The organism is Ferrimonas marina, assembly GCF_900129905.1.
Lineage (GTDB): Bacteria > Pseudomonadota > Gammaproteobacteria > Enterobacterales > Shewanellaceae > Ferrimonas > Ferrimonas marina.
In genome coordinates this window covers 207,991-225,266 of sequence record NZ_FQXG01000008.1, presented here as the reverse complement: position 1 = coordinate 225,266, position 17,276 = coordinate 207,991, and the positions used below count along the sequence as shown (strand labels likewise).

The window sequence follows — 17,276 nt, the reverse complement described above, 5'->3', positions numbered from 1 at the left end:
TTGCCACATTTACAGGGCCATCTTATATATTTGCAGTAACTTCAACAGGTTACTCAAATAGCCCTCACCTCACTGAGCTCTAAACGGAAAACGCACAACAAGCTCGCGCTAGCCCCGCCAGTAACTCCTGATGAAACTGCACTTACGTTCAATAAAGTCAGGCTTATGGGTGCTCAAGCCTGAATATTAAAGAAATTTTTCTCGCACTATCCTATTTTTGTCTACCCTTAAAGGGTTCGCTTGGTTGCGGCTCAGCTCAGAATCCCCGAATCGGGGCTTTCTAGCCCCCCTACTGGGCGACACTCCTCCATTGACAACCCTTACGGTGCCCTAGGCGCCGTTTTTTTTTGCCGTCCGTGCGACCAGATATCAGTGGCAATTACGCGACACTTTACATAAATTTAACAATGAGATGAGCAGTGTTTAGGGGGAAAGATGGAGCGGATCTGGAATGGATGGAGCCGGCATACCCAGCCACTGCCCCCCAGTGCCTTCCCCCTGCTGGAACAGCGCCTGGGCTCACCGCAACTGCCGCCCCAGGCAACGCTGCAGGATGTCCTGGCCCTGTTGCCCCCCTCTCGCCTGCCTGAGCACCCCTGCTGGGACTGCACCCCCATGACCCGGCTGACCTTCAGCCGCGGCCAAAGCCTGCCGGATTGGATCGCCCTGAAGTCTGGACAACCCGGCCGGGTGCCCGACGCCGTGGCCCAGCCCGGTAACGACGATGAGCTGCGCCAATGCCTTAACCTGGCCAAAGAGATGGACCTGGATATCATCCCCTACGGAGGCGGTACCAGTGTCACCGGTCACGTCAGCCCCCGTCCGGGACAACGCCCGGTGCTGACCATCGCCATGGGCCGCTTCAACCGCTTGCTGCGGCTGGACAGTGAAAACCGCCTGGCCACCTTTGGTGCCGGGATCAGCGGCCCCCAACTGGAAGCCGCACTCAATGCCCAGGGCTATACCCTGGGTCATTTCCCCCAATCCTTTGAGTTTTCCACCCTCGGCGGCTGGGTTGCCACCCGCTCCAGCGGTCAACAGAGCCTGGGCTATGGTCGCATCGAGCAGCTGTTTGCTGGCGCGGTGGTACACACCCTGACCGATCGCTGGGTGCTGCCACCCTTACCCGCCAGCGCCGCCGGCCCCAACTGGCGGGAACTGCTACTGGGCTCAGAGGGTCGCTTAGGGATCCTGTCCCAGGTGACGGTGCGGGTGCAGCCCAAGCCGGCAAAGGAGCAGTTCTTTGTCAGTTTCCTGCCCGACTGGCGTCGGGCCAAACAGGCGGTGCAACAGCTGGTGCAGCAGGGTGTCCAGGCCAGCATGTTTCGCCTCAGCCACCCCAACGAGAGCGAAGTACAGTTGATGCTGTCGCTGTTCGAGCGTCGTCGGGCCTGGCTGTATCGGCTGTTGAAGCTGCGTGGGATCCAACAAGCGCCGGTGTTGCTGGTGTGGTCGGTCTCCTCCTCAGCCCGGCGTCCGGTTGGCACCATCAAGCGCGCCCTCAATGGCGCCGGCGCGGTCTGGCATAGCGCCAGCCTGGGCCGGAAATGGGCGAGCAAGCGATTTGACGCCCCCCATCTGCGCGACCCCCTGTGGCAGGCGGGCTACTGCCTGGATACCCTGGAAACCGCCATCGGCTGGGATCAACTGGAGCGGCTGCGCCAGACCATCGAGGCTGCCCTGAACAACGCGTTGACCGCACAAGGGCAACCTGTGCTGGTCTTCAGCCACATCAGCCATGTCTATCCGCAAGGCGCCAGCCTGTACGTCACCTACCTGTTCCCCTACGCCGGCTCTGCCGAGCAAGCCCTGGATCACTGGCAACGGCTCAAGCGGGCCGCCAGCGAAGCCATCGTTGCGGTGGGGGGCACCATCTCTCATCAGCACGGGGTGGGACAGGACCACAAGCCCTATCTCAGTGCCGAAATAGGCCAAACCGGACAGCAGGCGCTGGAGGCCCTGAGTCAGCAACTGGATCCGGATCAACGACTCAATCCCGGTGTGTTGCTGCCATGAGCCGGCCCAGCCTGACTGACGCGGTACAACGCAGTCTGGCCCAGTGCCAGGCACAGCAGCCCTGGGATCTGATTGTCATCGGTGGGGGTATCACCGGTGCCGGGATCCTGCGGGAAGGGGCGAGGCGGGGCTGGCGCTGCCTGTTGCTGGAGCGTGGCGACTTTGCCTCCGGCACCTCCAATTTCAGCTCAAAGATGGTGCACGGCGGGCTACGCTACCTGGCCCAGGGGCAATGGCGCCTGACCCGGGAGGCGGCCGCTTCCCGGGAGCAGCTGCGCCAACGCTGGCCGGATCTGATCACTCCCCTGCCCTATCTGTTTCTTCACCGCAGCAGCGACCCCACCCCGGCCTGGGCCATGGGGCTGGCCCTTAAGCTCTATCACTACTTTGCCCAGGCCCCGGCACTGCATCGTCCACGACGGCTGGATCTGGCCAGCCTGTCCAAGCTGCAGCCGGGCTTCTCCTTCAGTGCCTTCGAAAGCGCCCACCACTACTTCGACGCCGTCGCCGATGATGCCGCCCTGGTGCTGCGTACCCTGGAGGAGGCGGTCCAATACGGTGCGGCACTGCGTCACTACAGCCCGGTGACCGAGCTGATCCGAGACGGAGAGCAGATCACCGGTGTCGTCTGCCAGGACCAAACCTTACACGCCAGGATGGTGATCAACGCCGCCGGTGTCTGGGCAGACGGCTTGCACCCACTGCCAGAGAACCGGGTTATCCGTCCCCTGCGCGGTAGCCACCTGATGTTCCACCAACGGGATCTGCCCCTCAACGCCGCACTGACCCTGTATCACCCGGAAGATCGGCGCGTGGTGTTCTGCTACCCCTGGGCAGGTGCCAGCGTCCTCGGCACCACGGATCTGGATCATCTGGCCGATAAGGCCCAGCCGACCCAGATCAGTGAAGAGGAGCAGCGCTACCTGCTCAAGGTGCTGCCGCTACTGGGGATAACCAAGACCCCACCGCTACTGGCCAGTTGGTCCGGCTTGCGCCCGATCCTGGCCAACAGCGATGACAACCAGGCCCCCTCCGATGCCAGCCGGGAGCACCTGCTATGGCAGCAACCGGGGCTGATCAGCATCACTGGGGGCAAGCTCACCACCTTCGTGGCCATGGCCGAGGAAGCGCTCGCCCTGGCCCAGCAACAGGGGCTTCTGCCGACCCGCACCGCGCAAGCCGACCAGCCATTGCAAGGCCTGCCTCGCTGGGATGGCAGCCTTATTGGCGACAGCCTGGTGCATCGGCACGAGCTGGCCTACTGGGCCCGGCACGGTGCCATTGAGCAACTGTCCGATCTGCTTCTGCGCCGCACGCGACTGGGCTGGAGCCTGGGACAATCATTGCGGGACTACCAGCAGGAGATAGAGCAGCTGTGTAACGACGCCCTGGGCTGGAGCCAACCGCAATGGCAGCTGCAATGGCAGCAGTACTGGCAAGAGTTCGAACGCTGGCATGGTCCCGGTCATGGCTGATCCGGTCATTCTCGCCGTCGATGTGGGCACCCAGAGTGTCCGTGCCCTGCTGGTGGCGGCCAATGGCGAGATCCTGGGACAGGCCAAGGAGCCACTGAGTCCCCCCTACCTCAGCGAGTATCCTGGCTGGGCAGAGCTACCGGCAGAGCGGTTCTGGCAAGCGCTCTGTCACGCGGTTCGTGCCGCCCGGGCCCAGCATCCCAGCACATTGGTAGCCGCCCTGGCGCTGACCACCCAACGCAACAGCTACTTGGCACTGGATGCTAAGGGCGTGCCATTGGGGCCTGCCCTGCTGTGGCCGGACCAACGCCAGGTTCCCTCTCTACCGCCGCTGCCACAGCCCTGGCGCGCGCTGCTGGCGCTGCCCCCCTGGCATCAGCGCGTGGTAGAGGCCAGGCGCAAGGCACCAGCACTGCGCCTGGCCCATTACCGACCCAAGCAGTGGCAGCGCTGCCACACCCTGGCAACCCTGTCAGCCTACCTGACCCAGCGCCTGACGGGCCGTTGCGTTGACTCGCTGGCCAGCCAGGTGGGTTACCTGCCGTTTAACTATCACCAAAAAACCTGGTACCCGCAGGGCCACTGGCGCTGGGCCGCGTTCGGCCTGCATCCGGACCAGCTCTATCCGCTGCTCCCGCCAGGCAGCGAGGCCGGCACCCTCAATGTTCCCAGCCAACAGGCGTTGGGGCTGACACCGATGCCGGTACTGGTGACCGGCGGTGACAAGGCCTGCGAGGTACTCGGTTGTGGTGGCCAACATCGCGGTGTGCTCAACATCAGTCTGGGCAGCGCCATCAGCCTCAACCTCTACAGCCCAGACCCCATCAATGCCGGCTTGCTGATGCCGCCCTATCCCGCCGCCACCCCCGAGGGCTTTCTGACCGAACGGCTGCTGCCACAGGGCATGGCCATGCTGGACCAGCTTATCCAGCGTTACAGTGTCGGGCCGGGCCAGGCCAGCCTGCAAGCTGGCCTGGTTCACCCGCCAGCAGCGGCCTTGGTGGAGTCGCTGCGGGCACTGTGGCCCCGACTTGCGGGGGATGACGCGGCGATGGCGGAGCTGGACAGCCTGCACCATCAATGGGGATTGGCTGCCCTGTATCGCGCCGCTGTGGCGGTGATCCTGGAGACCATCCAGACCCAGGCACAGCAACTGGCCCGACGCCATCGAATCGTTCTGAGTCACTGCCGGGTTGCCGGCGGAGGCAGTCGCTCGCTGCCCCTGTTGCAGTGTCTGGCCAATCATCTGAACTTGCCTGTTCAGCGTATGCACACCAACGAGGCCTCGGCGCTGGGAGCCGCGGTGTGCGGCGCACTGGCCCTGGGCTGGCACCCCGACGTTGAAAGCGCCCAGCAGGCGATGTGCCACCCGCAAGCCGCGGTTCTGCCACACTCTGACTGAGCCGCCATAAGGAACCCCTATGCCCCGTCCCTCACGTTATGCTGAATCCGCCCTGTGGTTGTTAGCACCGCTGTTCTGGTTGCAGGGGCGCTGGGTACGCTGGCGCACCCCGCAATTGCCGGAAGCACCGGGCCCCCGGCTCGGCAGCCAGGGCGAGGGCAGCGCGTTGTCCTTGCTGATCTTGGGCGACTCCGCCGCTGCCGGGGTGGGGATCCCCCACCGCAACCACACCCTGGTGGGGCACCTGGTAAACCAGCTGGCCTGCCAGCATCGGGTCCAGTGGCAACTGTTGGCCCAGTCGGGCCTGACCACCGAGCAGGCCCTGCCGATGCTGGCCCAGGTACAGACGCCGCCGGACCTGGTCATCGTCTCCCTGGGGGTCAATGACATCCTCTCGGTGCGCTCTGCCCGGCGCTGGCAGGTGACCCTGTCTGAGCTGATCCAGTCACTGCAGCAACAGGGCCAACCGAAGATCCTGCTGACCGCATTGCCACCGATGGAGCGCTTTCCCCGCCTGCCCTGGCCTCTCAATGCCTGGCTGGGCATGCGCTGTCGCGGCTACAACCGGGCGCTGGTGCAGCTGATCCAGCAGCACAACGGGGTGCGCTTGCTGACCATCCCGGATCTGGACGCCGATCTGGCACCGGACCAGTTTCACCCCGGCCCCAATACCCACCGGCTCTGGGCCGATGCAGCGCTGTTGCACTGCAGCAGCTGAACCGACGCGCAACCACAAAAAAAGCAGGCCAGTGGCCTGCTTTTTTGGGTTTGCTCAAGGGGGTGATCAGATCCCGTCGCTCAGAAAATTCTGATCCATGGTCTCGCAGGGCTGCTCGCAGCCGGGCTTGCCGACGATACGGGCCGGTACGCCCACCACGGTAACGTGAGGCGGCACCGCATCCAGCACCACCGAGCCGGCGCCGATCTTGGCACCCTCGCCCACCTCGATGTTACCCAGTACCTTGGCACCGGCACCGATCATCACGCCGGTGCGGATCTTGGGATGACGGTCACCGGACTCATTGCCCGTGCCCCCCAGGGTGACGGATTGCAGGATCGAGACGTTGTCCTCAATCACCGCGGTTTCCCCCACCACGATGCCGGTGGCGTGATCGAACATCACCCCTTTGCCGATCTTGGCCGCCGGGTGGATATCGATGCCATACACCTCGGAGTTGCGGCTTTGCAGGAACAGCGCCAGCGACTCCCGCCCCCGGTTCCACAGGTAGTGGGCCAGTCGGTGTACCTGGATGGATTGGAAACCCTTGAGGTGCAGCAGGATGGTGAGTCGTTCCTTGATCGCCGGGTCACGGTGGTACACGGCGTCGATGTCAAAGGCGGCATTGCCGATGATGCTGGGGTCGTGGGTGTAGGCCTCTTCCAGCAGTTCACGCAGCACCATGGCGGACATCACTTCGTCCGCCACCTTGTTCGATAGGATAAAGCTCAAGGCCCCGCCCAGACTGGCGTGGCTCAAGATGCAGGTATGGACATAACTGGTCAGCAAAGGTTCCTGCCGGGTAACGAGTTCCGCTTCCCCGAGCAACTGCTGCCATATCCGATCTTTCATCCCTTACCTCTCAAAAAAACGCTATTGGCTAATAGAGTAAGGAATGCTGGGACGTATTGCAGTTTTTCTTAACGCAAATTGGCCCATGGTTATGGCATTTGCGACTTACGCCCCGCTAAACCGCGTGACGGAAGCACACCTTCAGGTGAATGGTTACCGCTTTAAGTACCAGGGTCCGGTCGATCACTCCCACCACCTTGCCCTCTTCCACCACCGGGTAGATCTTGGGTTTTTCACCCAGCATCTGGTCCGCCAGCGAGAGTACCGACGCCTCCGGGGCGACGGTCAGCACCTCGGTGCGCATCACATCGGCCACGGTGGCAGTGAGATCGCAGTGGTAGCTGCTTTTTAGCAGCAGCGAAAGGCAGTCCTTCTCCGAGGCAAAACCCAGCAGGTGTTGTTCGCCGTCCACCACCGGTGCGCCGGCCTGGCCAGCATCAAGCAGCCGTTCAACCGCCTGAGACAGCGGCATCTCGGCCGACAGCAATACCGGGTGACGATTCATATAGTCTTGGATTTTAACCGATTCCATTCTCACTCCCTCACATTTGGTGCAGCCATTTAAAGATAGTCCTTCGCGTCCCCAAGGACAGCGGAAAATGGCGATTGTCGCTAGCGATTTAACTGGCGTTCCACCAGCGGGGCCTGCCAGATGGCGATCACCTTATTGCCCTCCCCGTCGATGGCCGCTCGGTACATTCCCGGGGTGTTGAAGGGCATCGCCACCTCGCCGTTGGGGGCCACCGCAATGACTCCACCGTCGCCGCCGACCCCTTTGAGTTCACGCCCGATCACCCAGTCCGCCGCCTTGCTCAGGGGCTCATCCAGGTAGCGTACCCGGGCACAGATGTCTGCAGCAACGTTGTAGCGAATAAAGAACTCACCATGCCCTGTAGCGGATACGGCACAGCTTTGGTTATCGGCAAAGGTGCCGGCACCAATGATGGGGGAATCGCCGATCCGGCCCCAGCGTTTGGCGGTCATGCCGCCGGTGGAGGTGGCCGCCGCCAGATCGCCATTACGATCCAGTGCCACCGCACCCACCGTGCCACTGCGCTGATCCAGCGGCAACTGGTCCACCGAGGCCTGAGCCATCAGCTTGGCCTTGGCCCGCTCCAGGCTCTGGCGCCGGTGGGGGGTATTGAAATGATCGTTATCGACCCACTCCAGCCCCTGCTCACGGGCGAACTGGTCGGCCCCTTCGCCACTGAGCATCACATGGGGGGAATCGTTCATCACCGCTTGCGCGGCCAGGATGGGGTTCTTCACCCGGGTCACGCTGGCCACGGCACCGGCCTGACGGTCGCGGCCGGACATGATGGAGGCGTCCAACTCATGGCCACCCTCAAAGGTGTAGACGGCACCCACACCGGCGTTAAACAGCGGCGAGTCCTCCAGGATCACCACCGCCCGAGCCACTGCACCCAGGGCATCGCCGCCGGACTGCAGGTGGGTATAGCCCGCTGCCAGGGCGCGATCCAGGGTGGTGATCACCGCCTCCTGGGTCGCATCATCCATCGCTTGTGGGTCGATGGTGCCTGCGCCGGCGTGGATGGCAAAGGCGATGGGATTGACCTGACGGTTGCCATACCAGGCGGCGGTGATCCCGACCACCCCAATCAACGCCAGCAAACCGGCAATCCATAACTTTTTCATTGCAGTTCCTGCAGGTTAAAACACCATTGACTGGCTGCCCTTGGGCCGTTGCCAGAATTGTGGACTGGAGAAGGCGTATTGCCAGACCGGATAGAGCAGCAGAAGCACCACCACCAGGTGGACTGCCAGCGGAGTCAAACCCTCTACGCTGGGGGCCTTGAGGTAGACCATGATCGCCATGGTCAGGGAAAACTGGAAGGTGACAAACAGCACCGCGGCACAGGCCACCCCATACCAGCGAGGTACCAGAGGGTAATGGTAGGCGTAGCCCAGCGCCGGTGGGAACATGATGACGCCCACGCTCAGCAGCAGCCATTGCAGCATGCTCAAGCCCCCCGTCAACATCCAGGCTCCCACCTGACCGGCCATCATCATGGCCATCAACACCAGCAACACTCGCCAAATCAACATACTGCCACCTTGCGTACTTCAATTGTTCTATTTTTATCAAGGATATAGATTGGCTACAAACGGCTTAGCTTTTAAAATTACCTTCGAATCCTACGATGGGTCGATTTTACGCCGACCCAACCCAGCCGGAGAGCCCCTTTGCTTCGATACGCGACCGTCTTGCTGCTTTGCTGTTGCCTACTAGGGCAATACGCGGTCGCAGAGCCTGTAAAAGGCGAAAAGGGGCCCCAGCCTCAGCCTGCCCAGCAGGGTCAGGCGGCCCCCAGCGACGGTGGGCTGTCACTGAGTGTTACCGGCGGCACCCGCCGGCTGCGGGACAACGTCCGGGCTCACCTCTCGCCCCTGCCCACCAATCCGGCGGAGCGGGCCAGCTTCCTGTTTACCTACCAGGACAAGGCCCAGGAGGCGCTGCAGGCCCTGGGCTACTACCAGGGCACGCTTAATCCGACCATTGAACGCAAAGAGGGCAACTGGAGCCTGAGCCTGGAGCTGGAACCGGGTGAGCCGATGCGCTACCAGTTTGTCACCGTGCTGCTGGAGGGGGAGGCGCGCCAGGACCCGGCCTTTATCAACAAACTCAACAACCTCAAGATCCAACCCGGGGATGTGCTCAACCATGGCGATTACGAGAGCCTGAAGACCTCGCTCATCACCCTGGGGCTGATCCGTGGCTACTTTGACGGCGAGATGGTGCAAAACCGGCTGGAGCTGGACCGGGACAACAACATCGCCAACCTGGTGCTGCTGTACGACAGTGGCCGTCGCTATGGCCTGGGGGAGGTCACCTTCTGGGCCTCCGAGCTCAATCCCGATGTGCTGGAGAGCATGGTGCCCTTCGAGCCGGGCACTCCGTATCACAGCGATGAGATCGGCAAGCTCACCAACAGCCTGTTCAGCTCCGGTTACTTCCAGGACGTTAAGGTACTGCCCCACCCGGAACAGGCGGAAGACGGCCTGGTACCGGTGGAGGTGGGGATCGCCCCACCCCCTCGCCACTCGCTGCAGCTGGGTTTTGGTTTTGCCACCGACACCCAGTTTCGGATCTCCACCATCTGGCGTACCCCGGTGGTCAACCGCTATGGCCACAGCCAGGAGACCCGCGGTGAGCTGTCCCAGGTCAACCCCAAGCTCAGCTTTGATTACCGCATCCCCCTGTCTCACCCGCTCAATGACCAACTGCAGTTCCAGGCATTGGTCGGCCGGGAAGAGTTTGGCGACATCGACAGTAACCAGTACCAGGCCCAGATCGGCCGCAAACAGGTGAGTGAGAACGGTTGGACCCGCTCACTCTACCTGCGCGCCCTGTTGGAGGATTGGAGCCAGGACACCCTGGACCGCCGCGCCCACTATGCCATGCCGGGGATCAGCTTTACCCACACTCGCCGGGCCGGCCCACCGTTGGACCCTCGCACCGGTTTTCGCCAGACCTACCAGTTTGAGCACGGCGACAGCGCCCTGGGCTCAAGCCAGCGTATTACCCGCTTCCGCGCTCAGCTGAGGGCGGTGTTTACCCCCTACCGCAAGCACCGCATCGCCAGTCGACTGGACTTTGGTGTCAACGTCATCAACGACGACGAACTGGTGGATCTGGCACCCTCCCTGCGCTTCTTCGCCGGTGGTGACCAGTCCATCCGTGGCTTTGGCTACCAGACCCTGGGTCCTACCCGCACCGTTGAGGACGACGATGGCAACCAGACCACCATCAGCGTCGGTGGCCGCTACCTGCTGGTGGGCAGCCTGGAATACCAGTACTACTGGCGCGACAAGTGGCGCTTTGCCACCTTTGTCGACAGCGGTAACGCCTTCGACATCAATGAATCCGAGGCGATCGACGTGGTCACCTCGGTAGGTGTGGGTGCCCACTGGATCTCCCCCATCGGCCCAATCCGACTGGATGTGGGCTTTGGCGTCAGCGAACCGGATACCCCCTGGCGCATCCACGTCACCATCGGAGCAGAGCTATGAAACGACGTTGGCGCCTGCTGCTGGGCGCACTGCCACTGGCATTTCTGGTTATTCTGGCACTGGCCCTGGGCACCCCGCTGGGCAGTCGCCTGACCCTGATGACGGTGGACCGCCTACTGCCGATGATTGAACTCAAATATCAGGGCGGTACCCTCAACCAGGGAGTGGCGCTGTCGGCATTTCGCCTCGATCTGGACACCGTGGTGGTGGAGGTGGACGAGTTTGAGGCCCAGTGGCGCCTGCACTGCCTGTTCAAGGCCCGGGTCTGCGCCAAGCAACTTCGCGCCGATGGTATTCGCGTCTTTGTCGAGCTCAGCGACGAGCCGGATCCGGACGAGCCCCCCAAACCGCCGACCCCGGAAGGGCAGTACAGCGGCATCAATCTGCCCCTGGTGATCGAGGCTAACTGGGCTGATCTGGGCAACATCGATGTGCGGGTGGACGACATGCGCTTCGAGGTCACCCACCTGGCCGGCGAGGTCTACCTGGCGGACACCCTGTTGCGGGTCAGTCAGGCCGAGCTGTCCAAAGCCAACATCCTGATCCCCCTGGCGGAGGATGAGCCGACCGACACTCAGGTGGCTGAGGAGCCGGAGAGTGACAGCTGGGCTATGGCCAACCTGCCCAAGGTTACCCTGCCGTTCGAGCTGGTGCTGGACGACGTCACCCTGCGCCAGACCCATCTGCAGATCGGCGATCTGGACCAGCGCATCGCCCTGCTCAGCACCATCGGCCGCTGGCACCATACCGAGCTGGCGCTGCCGCAGCTGGAACTGGAGCACAACTGGGCCTCCGCCCAGGGGCACCTCAACCTGGCCTTTGAGCAGGGCTACCTGATTGACGCCGCCCTGGTAGGCACCCTGGGCCAGCTGCCCTGGTTGCCGCCGTCCGATCCCCTGCCCTTTACCCTGCGGGCCGAGCAGAGCCTGGCGGATCTGCGCTTTGCCCTGAAGACCGAGGGCGCACAGCAGGCCGAGGCCTTGGGTCAGCTGACCCTGGGGGATCCGGATCTGCCCTACCGCTTGTGGCTCCATGGCGACCAGCTGCAGTGGCCACTGCAGGGGGAAGCCCAGTGGCGCGCCAGCGATCTGGAGCTGGCCAGTGAGGGCTCCCTCAGCCACCAGAAAACCGCCGGCAGTGCCCAACTGCAGGTGCCCAATATCGGCGAGGCCGCGGTCAACCTGGTGGCAGTGCATGAACCCGGCCGGTTCCAGCTCTACCAGGGCGATCTCAGCGGCGATTTTGGCGATGCCCAGCTCAGCGGGGTATTGGAATACCATGATGGCCTGGCCTGGCACGCCGCTATCGACACCCAAGGGGTGGATCTCAGCCCACTGCTGCCGGAGGCCCCCCTCAAGCTGCATGGCGACCTGATCAGCGACGGCCACTGGAAGGACGACAGCTGGCACTTCGCGGTGAAGAACGCCGATGTGGAGGGGGAGTGGATGGACTATCCCCTCAAGATCGATGGCAATGCGGAGTTTCACTCCGATTGGCGCGGCGAAGCGGACAACCTGACGGTGCTGCTCAACGGCGCAGTCCTCGCCCTCGATGGCGGCATCATCGATGGCCAGTGGCAACTGAGCGGTCAGATCGCCAGTCAGGATCTGGGGCTCTGGCACAGCGAGCTTGAGGGGCAGGCCCAGGGAAGCATCCAGGTCAGTGGTGCGGCGGAGGACCCCAAGCTTCAGCTCAAGCTGGACAGCGAAAGCCTGGCCTTCGACCAGCTCGGCCTGGGCAATCTGTCCCTCGATGCCGACTACCAGCCCCGCTCGGATCACGGCTACCGGCTGGAGCTCGCCCTCAAGCAGATCCAGTGGGCCGACAGCGAATTGGGCCTGCTGCGCCTGCAAAGCCGCGGCAACCTGACCGAGCAATCCCTGTCGCTCAGCAGCGAGGGGCCGGCGCTCTCCACCCGCTTGATGCTGTCCGGTCAGTACGACCGCGAGCGACAACGTTGGGACGGCCTGTGGCAGGAGGGGATCATCCAGGGCCGCCACCATCGCTGGCAGATGGAGGCCAATACCTCACTGCAGCTGGAGTTGGCGCAACTGCAAGGGGTGATGGCGGCCCACTGCTGGCGCGGTGCCGACAGCCAGCTCTGTTTCAATGGCCCGTCGTTGCTCGGGCCCAAAGGGGCCCTGGCCCTGGCCATCGATCTGGACACCGAGACCCTGTTGCGCCCCTGGCTGCCCGACCGCATGTTGCCGGATTCCAGCATTCGGGGGGATCTGCACCTCAACTGGCAGCCGGGCCAGACCCCGCGGCTGCTGCTGAGCTTAGAAGACCGCGACGGCGAGCTGACCCTGCTGCGCGGAGCCGGCCTGCCGCGGGGCCAGCTCAACTGGCAAAGCGTCACCCTGGATCTGGCGCTGGACCCCTCTGGCGTCGAGCTCACCTCCCGGGCCCAGATCGACGACCGGCGCAGTCTGGATCTGGAGCTGCAACTGGGCAGCGAAGCCCCCTATCCCCTGTCTGGCCAGCTTAGCGGCGAAGCCCTGGAGCTGGCTCCCTACCTGGCCTGGTTCAGCCAGCTCAAGGAGGCCAGTGGCCTGCTGGACGGCGACGTGGAATTTGCAGGCACCCTGCGAGAGCCGGAGATCACCGGCTTGCTGACCCTGCGCGACGGGGTGGTGCGCACCGTCATCAACCCCACCGAGGTGGACGACATCAACCTCAGCCTCGACTTCCAGGGCCAACAAGCCCTGCTGGACGGTCAGATGCGGATGGGCGAAGGCACCGCCCGGGTGCAGGGGGAGATAGACTGGCGCGATACGGTGTTAGCACGGCTGGGGCTGGTTGGAGAGCGGCTCAGTGTGCTCTACCCGCCGCTGCTGGTGCTGGAGGCCAAGCCGGACTTGACCCTGGAGCTGAGTCCGGAGCGCCTGCGGATTGGCGGTGAACTGGCCTTCACCAGCGGCAGCCTGACCCTGGAATCCTTGCCCGAGGGGGCCGTCGACATCAGCGAAGACGTGGTCTACGTCGATAGCCGCTCCGAGGAGGTGCCACTGATCAGCCGCTACACCGAGATGGACGTACGGGTGATCCTCAGCAACAACATCTCGGTGCGCGCCCTGGGGGTGACCGGCGATCTGGGTGGCGATCTCAACCTGCGACTGCGACCGGGTCAGCCGCTGCAGATCTTCGGTGATCTGGCCCTGCAGAGGGGGCGCTTCCGCGCCTTTGGTCAACGCCTGGAGATCGACCGCGGTCAGATCACCTTCAATGGCCCGGCCAACCTGCCAAACCTGGATATCGCCGCTTCCCGCACCATCGATGCCGATGATGTCACCGCCGGCGTCCGGGTCACCGGCACACCCGCCTCACCGCAGCTGTCGCTGTTCTCCACCCCCTACCTGGAACAGCAGGAGATCCTCTCCTATCTGACCCGGGGCCAGGGCTTGAGTGCCTCTGATGGCAGCGGTGCACTGGCTACCTCGGCGGCACTGGCCTACGGCGTCAGTTCCACCGGCGGGGTGGTCACCACCATCGGCGAGGGGTTGGGCTTTAAGAACGTGTCATTGGATGCGGAGGGCGCCGGGGACGATACCCAGATCACCATCAGTGGCTACATCGGTGAGCGGCTGTTTTTGAAGTACGGCGTGGGGGTGTTTGAGTCCATCAGTGAACTGACGGTGCGGCTGGATCTGATCCCCAAGGTCTGGCTCGAAGCGGTCAGTGCCATCACCGACACCACTGAGCAGTCACTGGATCTGTTCTACGCCTTCGAGATCGATTAAGGCAGCCCGTCCCTGGGCTGCCCAGCTCAGAGGCATTCGCTGTCAGCGGCGGTAGGCCACGGCTCGCCAGCTGTGGTAGCGACGTACCTCTTGCTTAGCCTGGCTGTCGGCGTCAACGGTGGCCGTTTGGGCAGCCATACGAGCCTGGTAGGCCTTGCTGCCACCCATGTGGCTGCCGTGAGCCTGGGCCTGGGTGCTGGCCAGGGCCAGCAGGGAGATACAGATTGCGCGTTTCATGGTTTTCCTCGTTTTGTTCTTAGTGACTGTGTCTGAACCACAGTCAGTGCCGCGGCACTTTAACGGAAAACCCGGGCGAATAGGGGCTGCCTCCACGCTCGAAATCAACCCACCGCACGGCTCAACTCACAGCGCGACTGCACCCCACTATCGGATTGAATTCGGCTGAGCGTCGAAGCGATATTCCAGCTAGAACTAAAACGCAAAACGCCGCCGCCAGACCGGTATTCGCGGTCAGGCGGCGGCGCCAGATGGAGCCGAGTCGGACTTAGCTCAGCACACGCAGGGCGTGGTGGCCAACAAAGTTCAGACCCATGGCCACAAAACAGAAACTCATCAGTGCGCCGGGAACCATCAGGCACCACTCTTTCAGCATCACCTCATGGCGCGCATAGATGCACTGGTTCAGCAACCAGATGGTACTGGGTACCCCCAGCAGGGCCGAGATGGCGAAGGCGATAAACGCCTCGGTGCAGAACACGAACGGCGCAATCATGATCCCCTCGTTACCATGTGGGGTCTCACAATAGAGGGTAAAGAGAATGGCTGCGATAAACGACAACAGGGCCACGAACAACATACGTGCCGGGAGCCCGGTGGCAACTTCTGCTTTAGAAGGACTGATGTGCTTTTGCATGGCGGACTCGATTCCAAGGGCTCTACTACATGGGTCACACAAGACTGATAACCTGCGCAACATGGTGGCAACATTTCAAAATTCGCTGGTCCCTGCAAGCACCATGGGAACAAAGCGAGAGCTGTATGGCACTTTTCACCACCAATTGAGCAAACTTTGCTCCATCCCTGTTGGTGACGGCCTTTCTTGTCAACCCATTCTACTGTGTCGTTTGGAAAATCCCATTTGCGTTCAATACCCTGTGATAGACAGCATAAAATTTTCATTTTAGCGCGAGGTATCGGCACCAAACGTGAGAACCTAAGCACATCATCCGCCGGTAGAAACCCGTTATGAAAACCAAACTGACCAAACACGATGAAAAACAGCTGGCAGAGATCCTCGACCAGTGTGCCCGCCAGGGCGGCATGAACCTGCCCCAGGCCAAGGGCTTTCTGGCCCACCTGCATTGCCACCCCCGCACCCTGGATCCGGCCATGTGGAGCAGTGCCATCGCCGGAGTGGAGCCGGAGCAGGAGTATTGGCCGTTTGAGGCTGAGGTGATGGATCGGCTGTTCGTTCTCTACAACCAGATCCACGATCAGGTGCATCAGAAATCCCGGCTGATGCCGACGGCGATGCAGGAGCACCTGGAGGCGCTCAGCCGTCACGAGGTGCGCCAGCCCTTGCGTTACTGGCTGTCAGGCTTTCTCAACGGTTTCCTGTTCCTGAAAGAGGCCTGGAGCGAGATGCTCAGCGAGGAGCAGCTGGAAGAGGTGGAGTCCTGTGCTGCCCTGCTGGGCTATGTGGCGACCCTGGGTTCCGAAGAGGAGCATGCCCAGGCCTGGCGTGAAGGGGCCGACCCTCAACCGGATCAGCTGATCCAGGCAGTGGAGGAAGCGCTGGCCTACATGTACAGCTGGAGCCAGGTCGAGCGCGAAGACCAGGGTGATGCCACCCATTGAGCGCAAAAGGGCCGCATTGCGGCCCTTCAGATACCAAAAAGGGCACCCAGATGGGTGCCCTTTTTCGACCATAAAGCCGTTACTTATGCACGAACGAAGTCGATGTGAGTAACCTTAGGCTTGTACGGGTGACGCTGCATGGCTTGCGCCTTAACTTTCTCTTCCTTGCCGTCGATGACCAGGGTCAGAACGTCGGTGTAGAAAGCATCTTCTTCCTGAGCGTGCAGGATCTTGTCGTGGTCCAGCTCGATGGAAACCGGAGCAGCCTCACCACCGTAGATGATGGCCGGGATCAGACCAGCGTGACGCAGGCGGCGGCTCGCACCTTTCCCCGCATCGGTGCGGACTTTAGCTTCAAAAGTAAAAGACATGGTAACAACCTCTAAATCAATAAAAAGACGGGCCTTTGCGACCAAGGCCCGTTCTCTGCTTAAAAAAGCGGAGGGGAGTCTACCATAGCCCCCAGGGCCCAACAAGCCCGATACCATGTCATTGCAGCACGCGTCGCGCCGGTGGCCTCAGCCAGTGGGTGGAACCCGCTGCCACGGCCAGCTTGGCGGTTACCAGGCCCGCAGCGGTCCGGTATCTACATGGACAAACCCGGAGCGGGGATAGTAGCCCACGCCCCCCATCGCCAACTGGCGGGCCGCCAGACGGACCCGGTCAAGCTCTACCCCGGGCAGCACCAGATCCATCGCCATCGCACGGGTGTGAAAGCTGCGCTTGGCCACGCCACCGTTGCGCTCAGCCAGCATGGTGTTGGTCTTCATACTGCGGTAACCGGACACCACGTGGACCTCGCCCTGGTAGTCCAGCGCCTCGGTCAGGCGGTGTACCAGGTCGTACAGGCGGCGATCCATCGGTGCCACCTCATTGGCGCGATGATCGCGCAGCACCGCATCCAGGCTGGCCACCGCCTCGCTGTCATATTGATAATCGTGAAAGTAGAGCGCCGTTTGTCGCTCGCCGGTATGGCGGTTGTATAGGGTGAGCTCCCGCTGCTGCGGAGCCACCTCGGGCGCCGCCAGGCTGGCGCGGGCCAGGCTCGGTGCGCTGGCCAACAGGGCACCGGCCAGTGAGCCCCTTAACAAGCGGCGGCGCTGTGGACACAAATCTCCCATCGCGTTCCCCAATCTGTTCGGTTAACAGCCAGGAAACCTCAGTCTCCGGGCTTTTTTTGCGCAAATTACCAGCCCAAATTACAGGCTCAAGTGATAATTTCC

At 62.6% G+C, this 17,276-nt stretch carries 15 protein-coding genes; 7 read left to right on the top strand and 8 right to left on the bottom strand.

Features of this window, described 5'->3' with window-relative positions; translation table 11 throughout:
* The first annotated feature begins 435 nt into the window (after window positions 1–435).
* The 4 genes from BUC04_RS19150 to BUC04_RS19135 are packed head-to-tail and all read left to right on the top strand — an operon-like array spanning window position 436 to window position 5,611.
* The gene (locus tag BUC04_RS19150; protein ID WP_067664738.1) at window positions 436–2,016 is read left to right on the top strand and encodes an FAD-binding oxidoreductase; all 1,581 of its coding nucleotides are present in this window, start codon (window positions 436–438) and stop codon (window positions 2,014–2,016) included.
* Window positions 2,013–3,491, top strand: a complete 1,479-nt coding sequence (locus BUC04_RS19145) for a glycerol-3-phosphate dehydrogenase/oxidase (RefSeq protein WP_067664736.1) — start codon at window positions 2,013–2,015, stop codon at window positions 3,489–3,491. The genes BUC04_RS19150 and BUC04_RS19145 overlap by 4 nt, the downstream gene beginning before the upstream one ends.
* A complete protein-coding gene (locus BUC04_RS19140; RefSeq protein WP_159437707.1) occupies window positions 3,484–4,893 on the top strand; it encodes an FGGY family carbohydrate kinase in 1,410 nt (469 codons plus the stop codon). The genes BUC04_RS19145 and BUC04_RS19140 overlap by 8 nt, the downstream gene beginning before the upstream one ends.
* A 19-nt stretch (window positions 4,894–4,912) precedes the next feature.
* Window positions 4,913–5,611, top strand: a complete 699-nt coding sequence (locus BUC04_RS19135; RefSeq protein ID WP_067664732.1) for an SGNH/GDSL hydrolase family protein — start codon at window positions 4,913–4,915, stop codon at window positions 5,609–5,611.
* 66 nt (window positions 5,612–5,677) lie between these two features.
* Here the strand turns inward: BUC04_RS19135 and cysE are convergent, their stop codons facing one another.
* The 4 genes from cysE to BUC04_RS19115 all read right to left on the bottom strand — a co-directional run bounded on the left by cysE (window position 5,678) and on the right by BUC04_RS19115 (window position 8,530).
* A complete protein-coding gene (gene cysE, locus BUC04_RS19130) occupies window positions 5,678–6,463 on the bottom strand; it encodes a serine O-acetyltransferase (RefSeq protein ID WP_067664730.1) in 786 nt (261 codons plus the stop codon).
* Between the two features lie 115 nt (window positions 6,464–6,578).
* Entirely contained in the window at window positions 6,579–6,995 is a 417-nt protein-coding gene (locus BUC04_RS19125) for a CBS domain-containing protein (RefSeq protein WP_067664728.1), read from the bottom strand.
* A gap of 80 nt (window positions 6,996–7,075) precedes the next feature.
* On the bottom strand, window positions 7,076–8,119 hold the full coding sequence (locus tag BUC04_RS19120; RefSeq protein WP_067664726.1) for an isoaspartyl peptidase/L-asparaginase family protein: 1,044 nt from the start codon (window positions 8,117–8,119) through the stop codon (window positions 7,076–7,078).
* A gap of 15 nt (window positions 8,120–8,134) precedes the next feature.
* Window positions 8,135–8,530: a hypothetical protein gene (locus BUC04_RS19115; RefSeq protein WP_067664724.1), complete on the bottom strand. Its 396-nt coding sequence runs from the start codon at window positions 8,528–8,530 to the stop codon at window positions 8,135–8,137.
* Window positions 8,531–8,668: 138 nt separating this feature from the next.
* Between BUC04_RS19115 and BUC04_RS19110 the strand changes: the two genes are divergently transcribed.
* Window positions 8,669–10,495, top strand: coding sequence for an autotransporter assembly complex protein TamA (locus tag BUC04_RS19110; protein WP_143165800.1), 1,827 nt, complete (start codon window positions 8,669–8,671; stop codon window positions 10,493–10,495).
* On the top strand, window positions 10,492–14,235 hold the full coding sequence (tamB, locus tag BUC04_RS19105) for an autotransporter assembly complex protein TamB (RefSeq protein ID WP_067664720.1): 3,744 nt from the start codon (window positions 10,492–10,494) through the stop codon (window positions 14,233–14,235). The genes BUC04_RS19110 and tamB overlap by 4 nt, the downstream gene beginning before the upstream one ends.
* Before the next feature lie 42 nt (window positions 14,236–14,277).
* On the opposite strand, the gene BUC04_RS19100 is transcribed toward tamB, so the two are convergent.
* A complete protein-coding gene (locus BUC04_RS19100; protein ID WP_067664718.1) occupies window positions 14,278–14,472 on the bottom strand; it encodes a hypothetical protein in 195 nt (64 codons plus the stop codon).
* 268 nt (window positions 14,473–14,740) lie between these two features.
* Entirely contained in the window at window positions 14,741–14,968 is a 228-nt protein-coding gene (locus BUC04_RS23755) for a hypothetical protein (protein ID WP_143165799.1), read from the bottom strand.
* Between the two features lie 473 nt (window positions 14,969–15,441).
* Here BUC04_RS23755 and BUC04_RS19090 point away from each other — a divergent pair, with 473 nt between their 5' ends.
* The gene (locus BUC04_RS19090; RefSeq protein ID WP_067664714.1) at window positions 15,442–16,053 is read left to right on the top strand and encodes a UPF0149 family protein; all 612 of its coding nucleotides are present in this window, start codon (window positions 15,442–15,444) and stop codon (window positions 16,051–16,053) included.
* A gap of 83 nt (window positions 16,054–16,136) precedes the next feature.
* Here BUC04_RS19090 and rplY read toward each other — a convergent pair whose 3' ends face one another.
* A complete protein-coding gene (gene rplY / locus BUC04_RS19085) occupies window positions 16,137–16,424 on the bottom strand; it encodes a 50S ribosomal protein L25 (RefSeq protein ID WP_067664712.1) in 288 nt (95 codons plus the stop codon).
* Between the two features lie 189 nt (window positions 16,425–16,613).
* On the bottom strand, window positions 16,614–17,174 hold the full coding sequence (locus BUC04_RS19080) for a peptidoglycan L,D-endopeptidase MepK (RefSeq protein WP_067664710.1): 561 nt from the start codon (window positions 17,172–17,174) through the stop codon (window positions 16,614–16,616).
* Window positions 17,175–17,276: the final 102 nt, after the last annotated feature.